Raw genomic sequence first — 19,022 nt, 5'->3', positions numbered from 1 at the left:
GGGCACCGATGAATCTCGAGCCCGCGGGCGGTCCAACGAGTTATGCGGAAACTTGTCTACACCTACGGTGTATCCCTGGATGGTTACATGAACGACCGCGACGGCGGCATCGGCTGGACCACCCCGGACGACGAACTGCATCAGTTCCACAACGACCGCTTCCGCGAGCTCGAGATCTCGCTGCACGGCCGCCGCATGTACGAGCTGATGGCCGATCACTGGCCGCACGTCCCCGAGGACGCCCCACCCATCGAACGCGATTTCGCCGAGCTCTGGACCAGCAAACCGAAGGTCGTCTTCTCCCGGACCCTCACCGAAGTCCACTGGAACAGCACCCTGGTCCGAGAGAACGCGGTCGAGGAGGTGCGCGCGCTCAAGGCCGGAGGCGACGGCGTCATGGAGGTCGGCGGCGCGAGCCTGGCCGCCGCACTGCTCCCCCACGGTCTCATCGACGAGTATCAACTGTTCGTCTCGCCGATCCTGCTTGGCGGCGGTACCCCGATGTTCCCGCCCCTGGCCAAGCACATCCCGCTGCGCTTGGCCGAAACGCGACACTTCAGCACCGCGGTACTGCTGCGCTACCTCGCCGACTGAGCCCTCGTTCAGACCGGGATTCGAGACAGGAGCCGTGTCCTGAACCCCGCATGGCCCGTTCTCGGAGCCGGATACGCCGAATCCGATGTCGGGAGTGGCCTGCTGCGGCTCCATCAGCTCGCCATCGGGCGGCGATTGCGCCACCCCGGACGGAAGTGCCACTGAGTGTCGGTGTTTCGGCGGCGTGGCCTATCCCGCGAGCCGTTCGATCGTCGCGAGCCAGGCGGGTGCGCCGTCCGGCGTGAATCGGGTTTCGATGGTCTCCGGTGCGATGTCGGCGACCTGCCAGTCGGGGTCGTCGTCGAAGGGGGCTGTCAGCGCCTCGCGGCTCACAGGGTGTGGACCTGGGTCGGGACCGTTGTCGCCGAAGCAGAGGATGAACAGTCGGGAGCCAGGGGTGGTCACCGATGTGAGGCTGTGCACGTAGGCCGTTCGCTCGTCGGCGTCGAAGGTGTGGAAGAGGCCGCTGTCGACGACTGTGTCGAAGGTGCGGTGCAGCAGGTGTAGCCGGAAGGCGTCGGCCACGGCGAATTCGGCGTCGAGTCCACGGGCGGTCGCCTTGCGCCGGGCCATGGCGATGGCGGTCTCGGCCACGTCCACGCCCAGGACCGCTCCCCCGGCAGCGGCGATGTGGAGTGTGTTCTCACCGGTTCCGCAGCCCGCGTCGAGGACGGTGCGACCGAACGCCCCCGCCGCCAGCCGTACGATCGCCGGTTGCGGGCGGCCGGTGTCCCACGGGGCGGGTTCGTCCCGATACGACTCGTCCCAGAACAGGCCCGACCTGCGTTCGTGACTGGTTGGCTGCCGATCCGCCAGCGGTTCGTTCACGGTGCTCCCATCCGGCCACCGCTCCCGGCCGATGCTCGTCAGGACAGGTCCGCACCCCGGTCCCGCTGCACCTGCTTCCAGAGCGCGAGCGGCATGAAATCGTAAGCGGTGCCCAGGATTACCGGCTCCGGGAACACCTGTTCCGGCTGATTCTGCAGATGCACGCTCAATACGTGCACCTCACCGTCGATCCGGCACCACCGAGCTTCGTGGCCGTTGCACTTGGTGATATGTGGGCCCGGTTCGTCGGCGCGCCCCATCACACGCCCCTATCCCTCCGCTGTGCGATCAGTCCGCAGCCACCGCCGCGATACGGCACGGCGGCTCGAACTACCTGTGCCTGTTCAACATACCCGCAGCGGGTTGAGGATTCCACGTGTCGGGCAGGTGGGAGGTCGGCGCGGCTATATGATCCCCCGCTGAGGTCGTGCGCCGGCACGCGTAACCTATCGCCGCCAGCGCGGCCACTCCCGGTAGGTGGCCGCGCGCAGCAGCCACTCGACCGGACCGTAGCCGTGACCGCGCAACCACCACGCGCTGAACCACAGCTGCATCAGGTAGGTCGACAGCGCGATACCCACCGCGACGGCGGGGGCGACCCGATCCGCCAAGGCCAGCCCGTACCCGGTGAACACGAGCATCATCACCACCGATTGCAGGATGTAGTTGCTCGCCGCCATGCGACCGGCCGGGGCCAGCCACGCGATCCCACCCGCCCAGCGGCCGCGCGCCAACCAGAGGACGGCTGCCATGTAGCCCAGCGTCACCACCGGATTCACCAACTCCTGCACGCCGTACCAGTGCGGGGGCAGACTGCCCTCCGTGGACGCGAAGAAGAGGGACGCAAGCGATACCGGCAGCCCGACGAGCCCGCCCGCGACGAGCCCGACGCGCGCCCAGCGGCGCAGCAGGTCGGCGTTCTCGAAGATCCGCCGCTTCCCGGCCGCCATGCCGATGAGGAACATGCCCAGGCTCGGAACGCCCTGCGTGAGCCAGATGAGGAGCATGAACACCGGCGCGGTGTCGAGTTGGGCGTGGAAGGTGTCGGCGGGACTGCCGGTATATCCGGCCCGCATGGCCTGGAGGTCGAAGAGGGCACGCAGACCTTCGATTTCGCCGCTGCCCGGCAGGAAGGAGAACGCCACGAACGCCAGGTACAGCACCACACCCGCGATGAACGCCGTCCGGGGCCGGATCTTGCGCAGCAGCACCAGGATCAGCCCCAGCGCCGCGTAGAGGGTGAGGATATCGCCGAACCAGAGCAGCATCACGTGTGCGAGACCGATCAGGAACAGGGCCAGGCACCGCCGTAGCAGCCGTGGCACCGGCCGCGCACCCGCCCGCTCGGCCGCCGTGATCTGCAGCGTGAACGAGTAACCGAACAAGAAGGCGAACAGCAGGTAGAACCGGCCGATGAACAGCCCGTCGACGATCGCGTAAACGAACCGGTCGATCGTCCCGTCGTAGAGGTGACGCGGATCGTCGTCCGTGCCGGTGAACGACAGCACCGTCGTGAGGACCACGACGTTGGTGATCAGGATCCCGAACAACGCGAATCCCCGCAGAATGTCGATTTCTCCGATACGGCGAACACGGGACGATGCGGCAGACGAACCGGACATAGGGCAACGCTATGTCCCACCACCCACTCTCACATCCACCGCGCGGCTCAACCGCGACAGCGCCATCTGATACCTCGGGACTACGAACCGCGACTGACCTGGCATTTTTGCGGACGGACCCGAACCTAATAATATTAGGTAGTAGCCTAATTGCCATAGGAATAAGGGAGTCGCATGTCCCCGCGCGTGGGCCTCAGCGCCGAGCGAATCACCAGTGCCGCGGCCGAGTTGGCCGACGAGATCGGCTTCGACAAGGTCACCCTGTCCGCCGTCGCGCGGGGCTTCGGCGTCAAGGACCCGAGCCTGTACGCGCATGTGCGTAATCTGCACGACCTGCGGGTGCGTATCGCGCTGCTGGCATCGGGTGAGATGGCCGATCGCATCGCGGCGGCGGTGGCGGGGCGGTCGGGGCGGGACGCGCTGTTCGGGTTCGCCGGGGCTTATCGCGGCTACGTGCTCGACCATCCGGGCCGCTACGCCGCCACCCAGATGCGCTTGGACCCGGCCGACGTGGGCGACCACCCGGCCTTTCTGCGCACGATCGAACTCACCACCGCCCTACTGCGCGGGTACGGACTCGACGAGCCCGCGGCCACCGACGCGGTTCGCCTGCTCCGCAGCACCTTCCACGGCTTCGCCACCCTGGAGGCGGCCGGCGGCTTCGCCCACCCCCGCCCCACCGACACGTCGTGGGAACACATCCTCGACGCCCTGCACCGCACACTCGACCAGTGGCGGCACACCGATAAGGAGCACTGACAGTGAGATCCGGAACAATTCGATCCGGCACCCTGAAAACCCCCGGCGCGACCATCTACCACGAGGTGCGCGGCAGCGGACCGCTGCTGCTCATGATCCCCGGCGGCGGTGGAGACGCGGGCGTCTTCGATGCCATGGCCGAGGTCCTCGAGCGGCATTTCACCGTCGCCGCACTCGACCCGCGCGGCTACTCCCGCAGCACCCTGGACAGCGGTCACCCGGAGCGGCAGGTTGTGGCTGTGCAGAGCGATGACGCTTTTCGCCTGCTCGCGCATCTGAGCGACGAGCCCGCGTATGTGTGCGGTACCAGCAATGGCGCGATCGTCGGCTTGGACCTGCTGGCCCGGCATCCGGAACGGGTGCGCGGCCTGATCGCTCATGAGCCGCCCTGCTTCGCCGTCCTCCCCGACGCCGCCGAACACCGCGCCATGGTCGAGGAGGTCTACGCCCTGCACCGCAGCGAGGGACCGGCGGCGGCCGGGGCGCGGTTCCTGGCCGGTATCGGAGGTGCGATGAAAGCCGCGCCCGAGGTGTCCGAACTGCCGCCGCGCATCGCTGAGATGTGGGGACGCCTGGCCGCCAACGGGCCCCTCATGATCGAGCACGAGTTGCGCGAATTCACCTCGTACCAACCGGATTACGCGGCCCTCGCGCCGCATGCCGACCGCCTGATCCTGGCCGTGGGACGCGAGACGCGCGGCTGCCTGCCCTATCGTCCGGCCGCGGCGATCGCGGAACGGCTCGGCGGTGGCGTCACCGAGTTCCCCGGTGCCCACAATGGTGTGCGCACCGACGCCGAGGAGTTCGCCCGCCGGGTGATCGAGGTGCTGCGCTGATCCGACGGCGGGTCAGTCGAGCGGTGTGACGCTCGCGAGCGTCCGCGCGGTGCCGTCGATCTCCAATTGCGCGTGCAGTCCGGTGTCGGTCCGCCAGCTGCGCAGCGTCACGTCGTTGCCGGCCATGACCGGGCCGACGTGTTCGACGATGGCGCGGTGCGGTCGTGCGTGCAGGTCCGGATGGGCGGCTAGGGTTTCCTCCACGGCCTGCCAGTGCACGGCGTTGTTCACGTGGTCGTGGCGGTCGAAATCGGTGGCGCGCAAGGGGAAGGGGCGGGCGTCGGTGGCGGGGGCGGTCTGCTCGTGCAGCGCAGCCTTCCAGCGCAGCCGGTGTTCGGTGGTCACCGCCAGCATGGGCGACATGAAACGGTCGGTCATGCGGGCCGGACGTCCCGCCTGCGGATCCACATTGATCAGGAACTGCTCGACCTCGACGACGCCGCCCTGATCGCTGTGGATCTGGATGCGCGCGTTGAACCAGCGGTTGGACAGCGCCGACGGCCAGCGCCGCAACCGCACCCGGTCGCCGAACCGAATGGGCCGTAGCACGTCGATCACCGTGCGCCGCACCAGCCAGGCCGGATGCAGATGCCCGTCCTCGGCGGCACGCAACTGGTCGTAGCCGATATCCATGGCGTAGCGCGCGATGCCGTCGAGACGCAGCCGCTCCCGAGTATCGGTGTCGGCCAGGCGGACCGCCCAACTCGCCTCGTACGCCTCACCGTCCGGGCGCGGCGGCAGCGGGAAGTCGATCACCGGTTGTTCGGTGCGGTACGCCGTTTCGGTCGGCAAGGGTTCCTCCGTCTGATGGATGGTGGTCGGTCACCGGATCTCGGTCTCGCCCGGAACGCTACCCGCAACCATTGGGCATCCCAAGGATCTCCGGAAGCCCCCGCTGGGACGGATCAGTACGTACCGACGATCTGATCGGCGGTGCGCTCCAGCCGCACGGCCGTCAGCACCTCGGAGACGCCCAGCGCGAGGGTGAACAGGCCGACCACCACCGACAGGGTGGCGATGGATTGGAACGGCACCACGGCCACCGCGATGCCGACGACCGTCGTGGTCAGTCCGACCGCTTCCTGCCGTCCCGCACCCGCGAGTTCGTCCGACCAGGCCGCCACCAGCGCCAGCACCACACCGCGCGCCATCCAGCCCATACCCACCCACATGCCCAGCAGCGGAACCCATTCGCCGCTGCCGAAGCACCAGTACGCCAGGGCGGCCGCCAGCAGGGCGCTGAAGAACTCCAGGAACCGCAGCGCGGTCGGTATGTTCGCACCGAATGCAACGATCGCCTGCACCGCCGCGGTGGCGAGGAGGACCAACCCGAACAGGGTGCCCGCCACGGTGGTGGATTTGTTCGGCCAGACCGCCGTCGCCAGCCCGAGCACGGCGGAGCACACGCCGATCACCAGCAGTGTCTGCCAAGCCCACTCGGCGAACACCGCGGTACGCCCCTCGATCCGATTGGTGGGCATAGAGCAATGATATGACCGGAAAGTCGGATTACCTGGACATTTGCATCGATGGCATGTCGGCACGCGCTGCGGAAACGGCCGTCCAGTCGGTAGCTGGCCGCCGCTCGGCGTGACGCGGACGGCAGCGTCGATGAGACTGTCGGAATGCACATCGTGGTGGCGAACCGGGGAGAAGTGGCCGTTCGGGTGATGCGGACTGCGCGGGAACGCCGTGCCGCGACCCTCGCCCTATACAGCGCGGACGACCCGGACGGCCTGTGGGTGCGGCTGGCCGACGATGCCCTGGAATTGCCCGGCGACGGGGCCGCCGCCTATCTCGACATCGATGCCGTCGTGAAGGCGGCCCGCACGGCCGGGCCCGGAGCCCTCGTCCACCCGGGCTACGGATTCCTCAGCGAGAGCGCCGCGTTCGCCGAATCCTGCGCGGCGGCGGACCTGGTGTTCGTCGGCCCCTCCCCCGACGTGCTGCGCGTCTTCGGCGACAAGGTCGCCGCCCGCGCCGCCGCCGCGCGGGCGGGCGTGCCGGTCCTGCCCGCCACCGCCGCACATGCCACCCTCGCCGAGATCGGCGCATTGCTCACCGACCATCCCGGCGGAATCATGGTCAAGGCCGCCGTGGGCGGCGGCGGCCGCGGTATGCGCGTGGTGCGCGATCCGGCCCAGCTGGCCGAGGCGTACGAGCGCTGCCGGGCCGAAGCCCGCTCCGGATTCGGGGACGACACCGTCTACGCCGAGGCGCTGGTGGACGAGGCCCGCCATATCGAGGTGCAGATCGTCGCGGACGGGCGGCGCGCGGTCGCGGTCGGCGACCGGGATTGCAGTGTGCAGCGGCGGCAGCAGAAACTCCTCGAGATCGCGCCCGCCCCGAATCTGGATGCGCCGCTGCGGACCGCACTGCACGACTACGCGGTGCGATTGGCGGAATCGGTGGCCTGCCGGGGCGTGGTCACCATCGAGTTCCTGGTGTCGGGCGGCGACGCGTGGTTCCTCGAGGTGAATCCGCGACTCCAGGTCGAACACACCGTGACCGAGGAGGTCACCGGCCTGGACCTGGTGGCCCTCCAGGTGGATCTGGCCCAGGGGCGCACGCTCGACGACCTCGGTATCGAGGCGACCCCGCCGCGCGGGTACGCGGTGCAGGCGCGGCTCAACGCCGAGATCGTCACCGCAGGGGGCGAGGTGCTGCCAAGCACCGGACAGCTGCACCGGTTCGCACCCCCGATCGGCATCGGGGTGCGCGTCGATACCGCCGCCTATCCGGGTATGCGGCAGGGCGCGCGATTCGATTCACTGCTGGCGAAGGTCATAGCCCGGGGTCCGTCGTATCCGGCCGCGCTACGCCGCTGCGCCGACGCACTGGCCGAGACCGTCGTCGACGGCGTCGACACCACCATCGCGCTGCAGCGGGCGGTGCTCGAGGCGCTGGCCGACGGTGCGGTGGTGTCGACGGCGTGGTTCGAGCGGCAGGTCGGCGAACTCGTGTCCCGGGCGGTCGATATCGCGCCCGCCGCCGTCGCCGCGGCGACGCCGAGACCGGTGTCGGTGGAACCGGAGCTGGCCGACGACGAGCGGGCGCTGCGCTCCCCGCTGGGCGGCACGGTCGTCACCGTGGCCGAGGCGGGCACGCTGGTCGCGGCCGGTGCCGAGGTCGCGGTGCTGGAGGCGATGAAGATGCAGCACGTGGTGCGCGCCGAACAGCCCTTGCGGGTGCGCCGCGCCCTGGTCGCACCCGGCAGCGTGGTGGATCCCCATACGCCGCTGCTGATCTGGACCGCGGCCGACCACGACGGCGCGATCGCCGATCGCGAGGCGGCGGACCTCGACGCGGTGCGCGAGGACCTCGCCGAGGTCCACGAACGCCACCGCCGCACCCGCGACGAGGCGCGCCCCGAGGCCGTGGCCAAACGACACCGTCTCGGTCGGCGCACGGCGCGGGAGAACATCGCCGATCTGGTCGACGCGGGCAGTTTCATCGAGTACGGAGCCCTCGCGGTCGCGGCCCAGCGGCTGCGCCGCAGCCCCGAGGACCTCATCGCCAACACCCCCGCCGATGGGCTCATCGCCGGGGTCGCCACCGTCAACGCCGACCGCTTCGGCGCCGAGGCGGCCCGCGCGGTGGTCATGTCCTACGACTACACCGTGCTGGCGGGCACCCAGGGCATGCGCAATCACGCCAAGACCGACCGCATGCTGGAACTGGCTCGGGAACAGCGACTTCCGGTGGTGTTCTGGACCGAGGGTGGCGGTGGACGCCCCGGCGACACCGACTACTCCGGCATCTCCGGCCTGGACGTCACCACCTTCCGCGCCATGGGCGCGCTGTCCGGCACCGTCCCCCTCATCGGCATCGTGTCCGGCCGCTGCTTCGCCGGGAACGCCGCCCTGCTCGGCATGTGCGACGTCGTGATCGCCACCCCGGACGCCAATATCGGCATGGGCGGTCCGGCCATGATCGAGGGCGGCGGGCTGGGCGTGTACGCGCCCGAGGACATCGGCCCGGTCGAGGTGCAGCGCCGCAACGGCGTGGTGCACGTGGTGGCCGCCGACGAGGCCGAGGCGGTCGCCGTCGCCCGCCGGTACCTGGCCTACTTCCAGGGCGCGGACACCGAGTGGACCGCACCCGACCCGCGCCTGTCCCGGCATGTGGTGCCGGAGAATCGATTGCACGCCTTCGACATCCGCGCCGCCATCGACGCCGTCGCCGATATCGACTCGGTGCTGGAGCTGCGCCGCGACTGGGGTGTCGGCGTGGTGACCGCGCTGGTGCGGGTGCAGGGCCGCCCCTTCGGACTCATCGCCAACGACTGCCACCATCTCGGCGGTGCCATCGACGCCCCCGCCGCCGACAAGTTGAGCGCCTTCCTGCGACTCTGCGACGCGCACCGGCTGCCGATCGTCTCCCTCTGCGATACACCGGGATTCATGGTCGGACCGGAGGCCGAGACGCACGCCACGGTCACCAGGTTCAGCCGACTGTTCATCGACGCGGCGGCGCTGACGGTGCCCTGGGGCACCATCATCCTGCGCAAGGGCTACGGCCTGGGCGCACAGGCCATGGCGGCGGGCTCCTTCCGCGCCCCGCGCTTCATCGTCGCCTGGCCGACCGGGGAGATCGGCGGTATGGGTCTGGAGGGCGCGGTGCGACTCGGCTTCGCCAAGGAGCTCGCCGCCATCGAAGATCCGGCCGAGCGCGCTGCCGCCTTCGACAACCTGGTGCGACTCGCCTACGCCAACGGCAAGGCGCTCACCGCCGCGACCGTGCTGGAACTCGACGACGTCATCGACCCGGCGGATACTCGGCGGTGGATCGACACCCTGCGCTAGGCCGAGAGTCCGCGCAGCTTACGGCAGAACTCGCGCAGATCGTTCGTGAGCAGGTCGGGCGCTTCCATGGCGGCGAAGTGCCCACCGCGGTCGAACTCCGACCAGTGCACGACGGTGTTCTGCTTCTCGGCGAGCCCGCGAATGCTGGTCCCGCCCGGGAAGATCGCGACACCGGTCGGCACCCCGGAGTTCGTCGACTCCCCGCCCCACTGTTGCGATTCCCGGTACAGCCGCATGGAGGACGCGGCGGTGTTGGTGAACCACAGCAGCGACAGGTTGGTCAGCAGTTGGTCACGGTCCATGGCCTCATCCGGCCGGGACTTCGTGGGGTTGGTGTAGGTCTGCACGACATCCAGAACCCAGGCCATCATGCCCGCCGGGGAATCCGAGACCGCGGGCGCGAGGGTTTGCGGCCGGGTGGAGTGCACCATGGCGTACGCGGAATGGTCCTGATTCGACCAGTCCTGGAGCGCGGCCAATTTCTCCCGGTCCTCCGGACCGTAGTCGGAGCCGTCGTCGTCCCAGGACGGAATGGTGATCGGGTCGTTGAGGTGTACGCCGACCACATGCTCGGTATCGATGCGACCCAACTGCGGGGCGATGAACGAACCGGCATCCCCGCCCTGCGCGGCGTAGCGCGAGAATCCCAGCCGCGCCATGAGTTTCGCGATGAGTTCGGCCGCGCGCTCGGTGGCGGCGTCACCGGGCCGCCGCGTCGGACCCGACAGTCCGCATCCGGGCAGGCTCGGGATCACCAGGTGGAAGGCGTCGCTCGCCGCGCCGCCGTGCGCGCGCGGATCGGTGAGCGGTCCGATCATGTCGGTGAAATCCGCGAACGGCCAGCCGTGGATCAGGACCAGCGGCAGGGCGTCGGCCTCCTGTGAGCGAATGTGCATGAAATGCAGACGCTGCCCGTCGATCTCGGTGACGAACTGCGGAATCTCGTTGCGGGCGGCCTCCGCGGCTCGCCAGTCGTACTCGGTACGCCAGTACTCGGCGAGTTCGCGCACATACGAGGTCGGGATGCCGTAACTCCAGTCCACCCCGGGCAGTTCATCGGGCCAGCGGGTATGGGCGAGGCGGGCGTTCAGGTCGTCGATCTCGCGCTGCGGAATGTCGATGCGGAAGGACTCGATGGTCGTCATGGTTCCCACGGTAGAAGTCCATTAGGTCAGCTTCTGTCCTAAGAATGTGGCAATCTGAGGGCATGCTGGAAACCTCGGCGCGACTACTGCGACTGCTGTCGCTGCTGCAAACCCATCGCGAGTGGTCCGGTCCCGAACTGGCCGATCGACTCGGCGTCAGCGCCCGCACCGTGCGCCGTGACGTGGACCGGCTGCGGGAACTCGGTTACCCGGTCGACGCGGTCCAGGGCACGGCCGGATACCGCCTCGGCGCGGGCTCGTCCCTGCCGCCGCTGCTGCTCGACGACGAGGAAGCCGTGGCGGTGGCCGTCGGGTTGCGCACCACGACCGGCGGCACCGTCTCCGGGATCGAGGAGGCGTCGCTGCGGGCGCTGGCCAAGCTGGAACAGGTGTTGCCGTCGCGGCTGCGTCACCGGTTGGCGGGGCTGAAGCGGTCACTGGTGCGCGTGGAGGCCGCCGCGCCGCGCGTCGACCCCGATGTCCTCATCGCGCTCTCCGACGCCTGCGACCGGCACGAGCGATTGCGTTTCGACTACACCGATCATGCTGGGCGACAGTCGATCCGCGAGGTGGAACCGCAGGCGGTGGTGAACTTCAATCGGCACTGGTACCTGGTCGCCTGGGATGTGGCGCGCGATGATTGGCGGTCCTACCGAGTGGACCGGCTGCGCCCGCGCATCCCCAGCGGCCCCCGGTTCACACCCCGCGAACCACCCGACGGCGATGTGGTCGCATACCTGTCCCAGCGGTTGTCCCAGGCGTCCTGGCCGTATCAGGCCACGGTCACCCTGCACCGCGGCGCGACCGAACTCGCCGACGAGCTCTGGCCGGGCATGGGCGTACTGGAGGCGGTCGACGACACCAGCTGTCTACTGCACCTCGGCGCGGATTCGCCCTGGGCGCTGTCGTGGATGCTGACCTCGCTCGACACCGACTTCACCGTCACCGAACCGCCGGAACTGGTCGCCGAGATCGAGAAGCTCGCCCGCCGCTGCGCCGCGGCCGTGCGCTGAATTGGCCGAACATATCTGCACGCGGCGGCCGCTCGCGCCCTACCGTGGACGAGAGGCGGTCGCCGCCGCCCGCGGTCCGAAAGGAATTCCCGTGCCCACCGCCCATCCCCCGGGTCCTCGGCTGCCGAGGATGGTTCAGACCGTGCTGTACGCGAAGTGGCGCGGTTTCCTGCTCGAGCGCGCGGCCCGCCGCTACGGCGACGTGTTCAGCCTGCGCCTGGTGCCGCCCTACGCGGAGCATGTGGTGATCTTCTCGCGGCCGGAGCACATTCGGGAGATCTTCGCCGCCGACCCGGCCGATCTGCATGCGGGCGAAGGCAATCGGCTGCTCGTGCACATCATGGGCGAGCGTTCGGTGCTGCTCACCGACGAACAGGAGCACGCCCGCGCACGGCGACTGCTCATGCCCGCCTTCACCGGATCGGCGCTGCACGGGTACCGGGCCATGGTGGAGGCGATCGCCAAGACGCATATCGACCGGTGGGCGTCCGGGTCCACCCTGCCCGCCCTGGACCGCATGAACGACCTCACCCTCGATGTGATCATGCAGGTGGTCTTCGGCATGACCGACGAGCGGCGGCGGGGCGAACTCGCACCGCGACTGCGCCGCATCGTCAACATCAACCCGATCGTGTTCTTCGGCTGGAAGTATCCGCGCCTGGCGCGCTTCGGGGTATGGCGGCGTTTCCGCGAGAACCAGCTCGCTATCGACGCCCTGCTGTTCGACGAGATCACCCGCCGCCGTGCGCACCCCGATACCGACCAGCGCGCCGATGTGCTGTCCCGACTGTTGGCGGTGGGGTCCGGCGACCATCCGGCCGATCAGCCGCTCTCCGACGCGGAACTGCGCGATCAGCTCATCACCCTGCTGCTGGCCGGGCACGAGACCACCGCATCCGCGCTGGCTTGGGCGTTCCAGGAGCTGGCCGCGAATCCGGAGGTCCAGGACACCGCCCGGCGAGCCGCCCACGACGGTGACGACAAGTACTTGGAGGCGGTGCTCAAGGAGTCGCTGCGGCGGCGTACCGTCATCGCCGCCACCGGGCGCAGAATCACCCGCGATATGACCATCGGCGGTATCGAGCTGCCGCGGGGCACCGTCGTGTCGACCTCGATTCTGTTGGCGCATCAGCGGTTCGACGCCTATCCGGACGCCGCCCGTTTCCGGCCTGACCGGTTCCTGGACGGCAGCGTCGCACCGAATACCTGGCTGCCGTTCGGCGGCGGGGTGCGCCGGTGCATCGGCGCGGGCTTCTCGCTCATGGAGGGCGCCGTCGTGCTGCGGGAGGTTCTCGGCCGCTTCGCCCTCGAACTGCCCGAGGACGGGTCCGTGGAGCGGACGCGCATTCGCAATATCACCCATGTGCCCGCGGGCGGGGCGCGCATCACCGTGCGCGCCGCGGCCGCACCGTCGTGACGTGCGGGCCTCGGTGCGCTTCCGCTGTCGGTGACGGTGGTCCCGGCCGTGGCCGGAGAGCGATCTTGGTTGTAGTTTGAGCTGATGCAGGTCACTGTTCGCCCGGCAACCGATTCGGATATCCCCGAACTCGCCCGCGTCCTCGGCATCGCCTTCCTGGACGACCCCGTCGCCACCTACTTCGTTCCCGATGCCGGCGTACGGGCGGACCGCATGGCGCTCATGTACGCCACGCTGACGCGCACCCATTTCCTGCGCTACGGCGGTGTGGACGTGGTCGAGGACGATGCGGGAACCATTGTCGGCGCGGCGGTCTGGGCTCCGCCGGGACACTGGCACGCCTCGACCGCGGCCACCCTGCGGGCCGCACCGAACATGATCCGCGCCTTCCGCGGCCGCATCCGCCTGGCCGGGCGGATGGCCGAACGCATGGCGGACGTACACCCTCGCGAACCGCACTGGTATCTGGCCTTCATCGGCACCCTGCCCACGGCGCGCGGGCGCGGATACGGCCAAGCGCTGCTGAACTCGCGCCTGGACCGCTGCGACGCCGAGGGCGTGCCCGCCTACCTCGAATCCAGCAAGGCCGACAACGTCCCCTATTACGAGCGCTTCGGGTTCGTTCAGACCGCCGAGCACGATTTCACCGACGGCGGGCCGCTGGTCTGGTCGATGTGGCGGGAACCCGCTGATCAGGCGGATTGAGTCGGCGTTATGGCGAACTTTCTTGCGTCACAGTGACGTTGGTCGATTCTGATGTTGAATGGACGGCATGAGTGACTGGAGTTCACCGTACGTCTACCCGTCCGTGATCGAGTTCGTCGAGAACTACCTCAGCGTGGTGTACCGGCGCGACGTGGTCAACGACCCGAACCAGGCGTGGTGCGTCGAATGGTGGAAGCACGCGGAGGCGGTGGCGCGGCTGGATGTGCTGTGGCGGGCCTGGGAGCACTACCGCCTGGATTCACGCACGGGACTGAGCGTGTGGTTCCTCGATCACGCCGATCCGCAGATGGCCCGGTTACTCGCGGCGAACGGACCCTTCCGGTTCTGCTCGGTGACCAACGGGCATCAGAGCATGCTCGGCCCGCTGCCGCTGGTCTCACCCCGGAAGGGGCTGTTCACCGATCCGACCGCATAGGAGCTTCAGCGCTTGCGGGCCATCCCCGCCACGATGAGGTCCTCCCAGATGCTCAGATCCTTCTGCACCGGATCGGTTCCCGGTGCGGGCGGTTCCGGCCGCCAGCGGGCGCACGGTGCCATTCCCGGCTCGAGCAGTTCGAGATCGCCGAAGAAGCTCTTGATCTTCTCCTCGTCGCGCCAGGTTCCGACCCCGAAGGCGTCCCGGATCTTGCGCTCGGTGGCGACCGCCTCCCGAGTACGCCCGGTGCGGAAATGCGAGATGTAGACACGACTTTCGGGCGCGAGGCGCTGCGACCAGTCCCGTACCACCGCGGCCGGATCGGCCTCGTCATCGAGGAAGCTGAGCACCACGCCGAAGATGATGCCGACGGGCTCGTCGAAATCGATCAGCCGCTGCACATCGGGATGCTCCCGAATCGCCGCCGGGTCGCCGACATCGGCCTCCACCACCGCGATGTTCTCGTCGATGGCCAGCAGCGCCCGCCCGTGCGCCACCACGAACGGATCGTTGTCGACGTACACCACACGCGCATCGGGGACCTTGCGCCGCAACACATCGTGCACGTTCTCGTCGGTCGGCAGTCCGCAGCCCATATCGATGACTTGGCGGATGCCGTCCGAAGCCATATCACGGGCCGCGCGGAGGATGGCTTGACGATTCGTAATGGCCAGCATCTCCGACCCGGGGAGATCGCCCATGAAGAAATCCCCGACGTCCTTGTCCACCCCGTAGTTGTCGCGCCCACCGAGCACGTAGCTGTACACGCGCGCCACACTCGGCCGTGATTGCCGTGCCCGCATGGCGTTGATATTCAAGTCTCGCAACCCCTTTACCCTTCCGTGCACCAGCGGTCGATGATCGCACGGGCAGCTCGCCGGTAGGCGGAACCACGACAGAAGATCATTCCAGATCGCGTCCGTGTGGAGCAGTCGTTCGCATCTGACGATACAGGTGTAAGCCCGGGATTCCATCAGCATTGAAATCTTCGGGGTGAAGATTCATCGCGCAGTCCGCACGTAGGCTCTGACCTGCGGTTGAATGACCGAATGGTCCGAATGAGGAGGCCGCAGAACAAGATCGGCTACGGTATGGGTGATCGAAGGAGGGGAAGTGACGGAGGGCCCACGGCCGAACCTGCGGACCCGCCTGCGCGCACTACGGCAGGGCGAACGGGATGCGGGGGTGCTGGAGGCCCTGCGCGCGGCCGGACGGGCGGCGCATCAGGAACAGTTGCTGGCCGACCAGGCGCGCGCGGAACTGACGCTCGCCGGGCACAGCGTCTGGCAGGCGTCACCGGCGACCCAGTCGCGGCTGCTCGCCGCCTGGTCGGCGACCGCATGGCAGACGCTCAGCGAATCCGTGCTGGATACGGTGTACGCCGTCGATCCCCGTACCGCCGGGTACGTGCCGCCGGTGACCTATGACCTGGTGTGGCGATGGCTGAACATGGTGGAGCAGTGGCTGAAATTCGCCCGCGCCGCCACCATCGATCCGCGGTTCGAGATCACCGCCGTCCTGCCGGTGCCGACCTCGCTTCAGGTGGGTCCGGTCGCGACCAATACCCCACGGCCACATCGTCATGCCCTGACCGCCGCGGTGTCCACCGCTCGACAGCTGGCCGAAGCCGCCGTGTACGCCCTCGAAATTGACACGCCCGCGGAGTACGAACCGAAGTTGAACCGCATTCGCGCCCTGGCCGGGCAGGCGGCGGTGCAGTCGGACTATCTCGTCGGGCTGCATCCGGCACTGGACAACGCGGATTTGCACCACCTCATCGATGAGCGCGTGCGCAGCACGCTGGATCTGTGGGTGACCATCGGACAGACGGCAGCGATGCCCGCGCTGTTGTCGCGACGGACCCGGTCGGCACATGCCGCACGCGCGTCGCGTCCCGCCGGCCCGCCCGCCGCGCCATCACGGCCGCAACCCGCCCCCCGACCGGCGCCCGAGCCTCGGCTCTCCCTCGGTCCGGGGCTGCCGCTGGGGTCGAGAGAACTGCCCGACGCCAGCGTCGGTCGCGGATCCGCCGTGCTGGGACTACGGCTGACCCCGGGCGTCAGCCACACCGTGAGCCTGATCATGGACGGCGACAGCCCATTTCGCGTATCCAGCCGGAGCGAGCACGGCACCGAGCTCGCGGTGCTGGCGCAGGCGGTCGGCGCGTATCGCGGTGTGCTTCCGCTGGATCTCGGGGTGGTCCCGGCGACGCTGCACATCGACACCTCCGCAGATATGCGGTGGCGCGTAACGATCGACCGGCTGAGCAATGCCCCCAGATGGAACGGGCGGGCGTCGGGCGCGGGATCAGCGGTCCTGCGGGTCCCGTCCCGGCTTCGCATGGGATTCGCCGAACTCCGCGTCTCTCACACCGGATCCGCCCGTTTCCGAGTGGTCGCACACACCCCGTGGCCCACACTGCTCGTGGACGGCATCGGACCATACCGCGGCACCGTGGCCCTCCCCGCCGGATCGCACACCCTCCAGATCGACGCCGACGGCTCCTGGTCCATCTCCCTGCCGTCCGTGCTCGCGGACTGACCCCTTCAGGACAGCGCCAACAGCGTCACGGTCGCCGCGGCTCCCAGGAAGAGCGACGCCGCGACAATCGCCGCCATCAACCGCATCCGTGGGGACGGCCCTCGATAGAGCGGCCCGTCCTCGAGCATGTCGTGCGTCTCCAGCTCCGGATCGCGCATGAGCCGTTCGCGGTAGTCGTCCATGCGGACGAGGGTATCCGGACCGGAGAGCTAGTCGCACGGGTAAGTCATGCTCAGGCGCGTACCCACGGCGCGCTCCGTGCTAGCAAGCTGATGCGCTGCGGTCATGCTGTCCTGGGGCGCTATTACTCGTCCTTGTCAAGACCGGCGTGCGGAAACAACTTCCGGTACGGTTTCACCATGGCGAGCGTGAACGTGGGATCAGGTGCAGGCGATCGCGGGGTCGGGTGCCGACCGGTGTCGCCGACAGCAGCGGCCTGATCCGTGTGGATGCTGCCGAAACCGTTACGCCGAGGCGGATTTCGGCGTGGCTGGTGCGGAGCAGCAGCATGTGAGGACCGTTGACAGGGTCGAGGCTGCCGGAGTTCTTCAAGGGCGTAGCCGATGGACTGCGCAGCCAGCAGATACCACGCATCGCCGAGTACATCGAAAGGAGCTACGGCGGCCCGCTCGGTGCGAACGGCCTTCGGACTGTCAGCGGTGGGGCAGGTGACGCCGACGCGTTGGCTGCCGAACAGGTGAAGCACCCTATCGAGGGCACAGGCCAGGCCGTTCCACCGGCACCGTTGCTGTCGCCTCACGATGTCGAGAACTCCTTGACAAACCTTGCCATGTTCAGTGCCGACCGGCTCCGCGCCTTTGGTCCCGGGTCGGGTTTCAGCGGCGTCTACCACCCTGGCACCCGGAAAATGCTCGCCTACCCGAGTGGTGATACGACAAGGCTCGATATCCCAGGAGAGCCAACGAACCTGGTATCCCGGTACGGAGGTCATGTGGATGTCGAGGACAAACTTCTGCAAGCGATAAATCGTGATTACGGCGAGAGTGTCGGGTTCAGTGCAGTCTTGCGTGAGGATGGCTCTCTTGGCTGTAGGTGGACATCCAGGTCGGTGAATGGTGAAAACCGTAGCTTCGACGGGCCGTTCGTCCCGGAGGACTTGCGTCCGGAAATCATGAGAACTCTACATGAAATCACTGGTAGAAAGGTGGAGTCTGACGTATGACGGTGACAGAGATCAATGGTCTGCCGTTGCCGGAGACCCTGGTGGGGGCGATCAGGGAAGGCCGATGGAAGGCGCCGGACACGCGGCTCCTGAAACAGATTTTTGGTGAGGAGCCGCAGCAGCCGAACTTCTACTCGCTCGAGTACATGCGAACCGAGAACCGACACTGGATCGATGTTGCTGCTCAGGCACCGGCCCTGTGCGGCCGCCCGGACGAGTCGACCCCACCCGGCGATATCGATCCCGCCCTGTCGGTACTGATCGGAGATCTCGGCTACGACCAGCCGTTCGCATTGGACTTCCGTACCTCGAGGGTGGAACCACGCGTGATCTACGCGTCACTGCAATCTGGACGTTGGATTACTGTAGCGCCACAGATCGAGCAGCTCTTGCGCCAATTAGGACTCTGAGAGAAAATCTTGCGGCGCAGGCGGCCGCGGAGATCAGGAGCCCACGCGAGATGGGTTTCATCCGACCCGATCTGCTTTCGGTGACCGAGTGGACAGAGCCGGGCCGTCGCGGCGAGCGGCCAGCAGTTCGTCGAGTTGTCGTTCGGCGCGTTCGGCTCGGGCCAGGGTTTGGGCGCGGGCGTCGTCCAGGGCGGCGAGTTTGGCGGCGGCGTCGTGTTGGGCCTTGTCGAGAGCGGCCGCGGCCTCGGTGCGTACGGCGGCGATGTCGGCGGCGGCGGTGCGGCGGGATTCGGTGAACTCGATGCGGGTGCGTTCCAGTTCGGCGCGGACCTGCCGGAGTTCGTCGCGGGTTTCGGTAAGGGCCTGATTGCGTTCGGCGACAGCGTTTTCGGCGCGCTCGATGGCTCGGTCGGCATCGGCGGCCCGCTGCACCGCGAGATCGCGTTCGGCGCCCGCGGCGGTGACGCGTTGGGCGGCGTCGCGGCGCACCTGTTCGATTTCGGCGGCGGCCTTGGTGCGGGCCAGGTCGATGTCCTCGGTGGCCTGCTCGCGTATCCGCTCGATCTCCGCGGCGGTTTCGCGGCGCACCTCCCGGATCTCGGTCTCGGCAGCGGCGCGGGCGGCGAATACGTCGTCGGCGGCCTGGGTGGTGATTCGTTCGACCTCGCGCAGGGCGTCATCACGGGCCGCGACCGCCTCCGCGATCCTGGCCTCCGCTGCTTCGGCGG

General features: G+C 68.4%; 20 protein-coding genes. 11 read left to right on the top strand and 9 right to left on the bottom strand.

The features are described from left to right. Positions 1-42: 42 nt before the first annotated feature. Positions 43-594, top strand: a complete 552-nt coding sequence (locus tag ON31_RS13940; RefSeq protein WP_039813824.1) for a dihydrofolate reductase family protein — start codon at positions 43-45, stop codon at positions 592-594. 189 nt (positions 595-783) lie between these two features. Here ON31_RS13940 and ON31_RS13935 read toward each other — a convergent pair whose 3' ends face one another. From ON31_RS13935 to ON31_RS13925, 3 genes are all read right to left on the bottom strand, one after another. Beyond that, on the bottom strand, positions 784-1,422 hold the full coding sequence (locus tag ON31_RS13935) for a class I SAM-dependent methyltransferase (RefSeq protein ID WP_051037219.1): 639 nt from the start codon (positions 1,420-1,422) through the stop codon (positions 784-786). Positions 1,423-1,460: 38 nt separating this feature from the next. Continuing rightward, positions 1,461-1,592: a hypothetical protein gene (locus tag ON31_RS37900; RefSeq protein WP_255056020.1), complete on the bottom strand. Its 132-nt coding sequence runs from the start codon at positions 1,590-1,592 to the stop codon at positions 1,461-1,463. A gap of 276 nt (positions 1,593-1,868) precedes the next feature. Further along, positions 1,869-2,972 carry a DUF418 domain-containing protein gene (locus tag ON31_RS13925; RefSeq protein WP_255222097.1) on the bottom strand — a complete coding sequence of 368 codons (1,104 nt, stop codon included), beginning with the start codon at positions 2,970-2,972 and terminating at the stop codon, positions 1,869-1,871. 246 nt (positions 2,973-3,218) lie between these two features. Between ON31_RS13925 and ON31_RS13920 the strand changes: the two genes are divergently transcribed. Both ON31_RS13920 and ON31_RS13915 read left to right on the top strand, forming a co-directional pair. Next, positions 3,219-3,803, top strand: coding sequence for a TetR/AcrR family transcriptional regulator (locus tag ON31_RS13920; RefSeq protein WP_039813816.1), 585 nt, complete (start codon positions 3,219-3,221; stop codon positions 3,801-3,803). A gap of 2 nt (positions 3,804-3,805) precedes the next feature. Then, positions 3,806-4,639 (top strand): alpha/beta fold hydrolase, encoded by an 834-nt coding sequence (locus tag ON31_RS13915; RefSeq protein ID WP_255222096.1) that lies wholly within the window; start codon positions 3,806-3,808, stop codon positions 4,637-4,639. A gap of 12 nt (positions 4,640-4,651) precedes the next feature. Here the strand turns inward: ON31_RS13915 and ON31_RS13910 are convergent, their stop codons facing one another. After that, a complete protein-coding gene (locus ON31_RS13910; protein ID WP_039813814.1) occupies positions 4,652-5,431 on the bottom strand; it encodes an acyl-[acyl-carrier-protein] thioesterase in 780 nt (259 codons plus the stop codon). 113 nt (positions 5,432-5,544) lie between these two features. Beyond that, positions 5,545-6,120 (bottom strand): DUF308 domain-containing protein, encoded by a 576-nt coding sequence (locus ON31_RS13905; RefSeq protein WP_039813812.1) that lies wholly within the window; start codon positions 6,118-6,120, stop codon positions 5,545-5,547. A gap of 144 nt (positions 6,121-6,264) precedes the next feature. Between ON31_RS13905 and ON31_RS13900 the strand changes: the two genes are divergently transcribed. Next, a complete protein-coding gene (locus tag ON31_RS13900) occupies positions 6,265-9,444 on the top strand; it encodes an acetyl-CoA carboxylase family protein (RefSeq protein WP_039813810.1) in 3,180 nt (1,059 codons plus the stop codon). Here ON31_RS13900 and ON31_RS13895 read toward each other — a convergent pair. Continuing rightward, positions 9,441-10,589, bottom strand: a complete 1,149-nt coding sequence (locus ON31_RS13895) for an epoxide hydrolase family protein (RefSeq protein ID WP_039813808.1) — start codon at positions 10,587-10,589, stop codon at positions 9,441-9,443. The genes ON31_RS13900 and ON31_RS13895 overlap by 4 nt on opposite strands. 62 nt (positions 10,590-10,651) lie before the next feature. Here ON31_RS13895 and ON31_RS13890 point away from each other — a divergent pair, with 62 nt between their 5' ends. The 4 genes from ON31_RS13890 to ON31_RS13875 all read left to right on the top strand — a co-directional run bounded on the left by ON31_RS13890 (position 10,652) and on the right by ON31_RS13875 (position 14,160). Next, the gene (locus tag ON31_RS13890; RefSeq protein WP_039813806.1) at positions 10,652-11,602 is read left to right on the top strand and encodes a helix-turn-helix transcriptional regulator; all 951 of its coding nucleotides are present in this window, start codon (positions 10,652-10,654) and stop codon (positions 11,600-11,602) included. A 91-nt stretch (positions 11,603-11,693) separates the two neighbouring features. Beyond that, positions 11,694-13,019, top strand: coding sequence for a cytochrome P450 (locus ON31_RS13885; RefSeq protein WP_051037224.1), 1,326 nt, complete (start codon positions 11,694-11,696; stop codon positions 13,017-13,019). 84 nt (positions 13,020-13,103) lie between these two features. Continuing rightward, the gene (locus tag ON31_RS13880; protein ID WP_039813803.1) at positions 13,104-13,724 is read left to right on the top strand and encodes a GNAT family N-acetyltransferase; all 621 of its coding nucleotides are present in this window, start codon (positions 13,104-13,106) and stop codon (positions 13,722-13,724) included. A 67-nt stretch (positions 13,725-13,791) separates the two neighbouring features. Continuing rightward, the gene (locus ON31_RS13875; protein WP_039813866.1) at positions 13,792-14,160 is read left to right on the top strand and encodes a DUF4913 domain-containing protein; all 369 of its coding nucleotides are present in this window, start codon (positions 13,792-13,794) and stop codon (positions 14,158-14,160) included. 5 nt (positions 14,161-14,165) lie between these two features. On the opposite strand, the gene ON31_RS13870 is transcribed toward ON31_RS13875, so the two are convergent. Next, a complete protein-coding gene (locus tag ON31_RS13870) occupies positions 14,166-14,987 on the bottom strand; it encodes an SAM-dependent methyltransferase (protein ID WP_255222095.1) in 822 nt (273 codons plus the stop codon). Positions 14,988-15,273: 286 nt separating this feature from the next. Between ON31_RS13870 and ON31_RS34645 the strand changes: the two genes are divergently transcribed. Next, positions 15,274-16,701, top strand: coding sequence for a hypothetical protein (locus ON31_RS34645; RefSeq protein ID WP_051037217.1), 1,428 nt, complete (start codon positions 15,274-15,276; stop codon positions 16,699-16,701). A gap of 5 nt (positions 16,702-16,706) precedes the next feature. On the opposite strand, the gene ON31_RS36660 is transcribed toward ON31_RS34645, so the two are convergent. Continuing rightward, the gene (locus tag ON31_RS36660; protein WP_157533668.1) at positions 16,707-16,883 is read right to left on the bottom strand and encodes a hypothetical protein; all 177 of its coding nucleotides are present in this window, start codon (positions 16,881-16,883) and stop codon (positions 16,707-16,709) included. 338 nt (positions 16,884-17,221) lie between these two features. On the opposite strand from ON31_RS36660, the gene ON31_RS36655 reads away from it, so the two are divergent. Then, on the top strand, positions 17,222-17,884 hold the full coding sequence (locus ON31_RS36655; RefSeq protein WP_147287214.1) for a hypothetical protein: 663 nt from the start codon (positions 17,222-17,224) through the stop codon (positions 17,882-17,884). Then, complete coding sequence (locus ON31_RS13860) at positions 17,881-18,294, top strand: SMI1/KNR4 family protein (protein WP_039813800.1); 414 nt, start codon at positions 17,881-17,883, stop codon at positions 18,292-18,294. Before ON31_RS36655 ends, ON31_RS13860 begins: the two co-directional genes overlap by 4 nt. A 57-nt stretch (positions 18,295-18,351) precedes the next feature. On the opposite strand, the gene ON31_RS13855 is transcribed toward ON31_RS13860, so the two are convergent. Further along, positions 18,352-19,022: hypothetical protein (locus ON31_RS13855; RefSeq protein WP_039813797.1), on the bottom strand; the 671-nt coding region annotated here is incomplete at its 5' end.

Source organism: Nocardia otitidiscaviarum NBRC 14405 (assembly GCF_000308635.1).
In the GTDB taxonomy this organism is placed as follows: domain Bacteria; phylum Actinomycetota; class Actinomycetes; order Mycobacteriales; family Mycobacteriaceae; genus Nocardia; species Nocardia otitidiscaviarum.
Note: the sequence above shows the minus strand (reverse complement) of the source record. Positions and strands in the feature narration are given on the sequence as shown.

Excerpts from the sequence above, each read along its gene's own strand:
- ON31_RS13940 (WP_039813824.1), top strand. The coding sequence starts at position 43 with ATGCGGAAACTTGTCTACACCTACGGTGTATCCCTGGATGGTTACATG.
- ON31_RS13920 (WP_039813816.1), top strand. The coding sequence starts at position 3,219 with ATGTCCCCGCGCGTGGGCCTCAGCGCCGAGCGAATCACCAGTGCCGCG.
- ON31_RS13905 (WP_039813812.1), bottom strand. The coding sequence starts at position 6,120 with ATGCCCACCAATCGGATCGAGGGGCGTACCGCGGTGTTCGCCGAGTGG.
- ON31_RS13900 (WP_039813810.1), top strand. The coding sequence starts at position 6,265 with ATGCACATCGTGGTGGCGAACCGGGGAGAAGTGGCCGTTCGGGTGATG.
- ON31_RS13895 (WP_039813808.1), bottom strand. The coding sequence starts at position 10,589 with ATGACGACCATCGAGTCCTTCCGCATCGACATTCCGCAGCGCGAGATC.
- ON31_RS13890 (WP_039813806.1), top strand. The coding sequence starts at position 10,652 with ATGCTGGAAACCTCGGCGCGACTACTGCGACTGCTGTCGCTGCTGCAA.
- ON31_RS13880 (WP_039813803.1), top strand. The coding sequence starts at position 13,104 with ATGCAGGTCACTGTTCGCCCGGCAACCGATTCGGATATCCCCGAACTC.
- ON31_RS13875 (WP_039813866.1), top strand. The coding sequence starts at position 13,792 with ATGAGTGACTGGAGTTCACCGTACGTCTACCCGTCCGTGATCGAGTTC.
- ON31_RS36660 (WP_157533668.1), bottom strand. The coding sequence starts at position 16,883 with ATGGACGACTACCGCGAACGGCTCATGCGCGATCCGGAGCTGGAGACG.
- ON31_RS13860 (WP_039813800.1), top strand. The coding sequence starts at position 17,881 with ATGACGGTGACAGAGATCAATGGTCTGCCGTTGCCGGAGACCCTGGTG.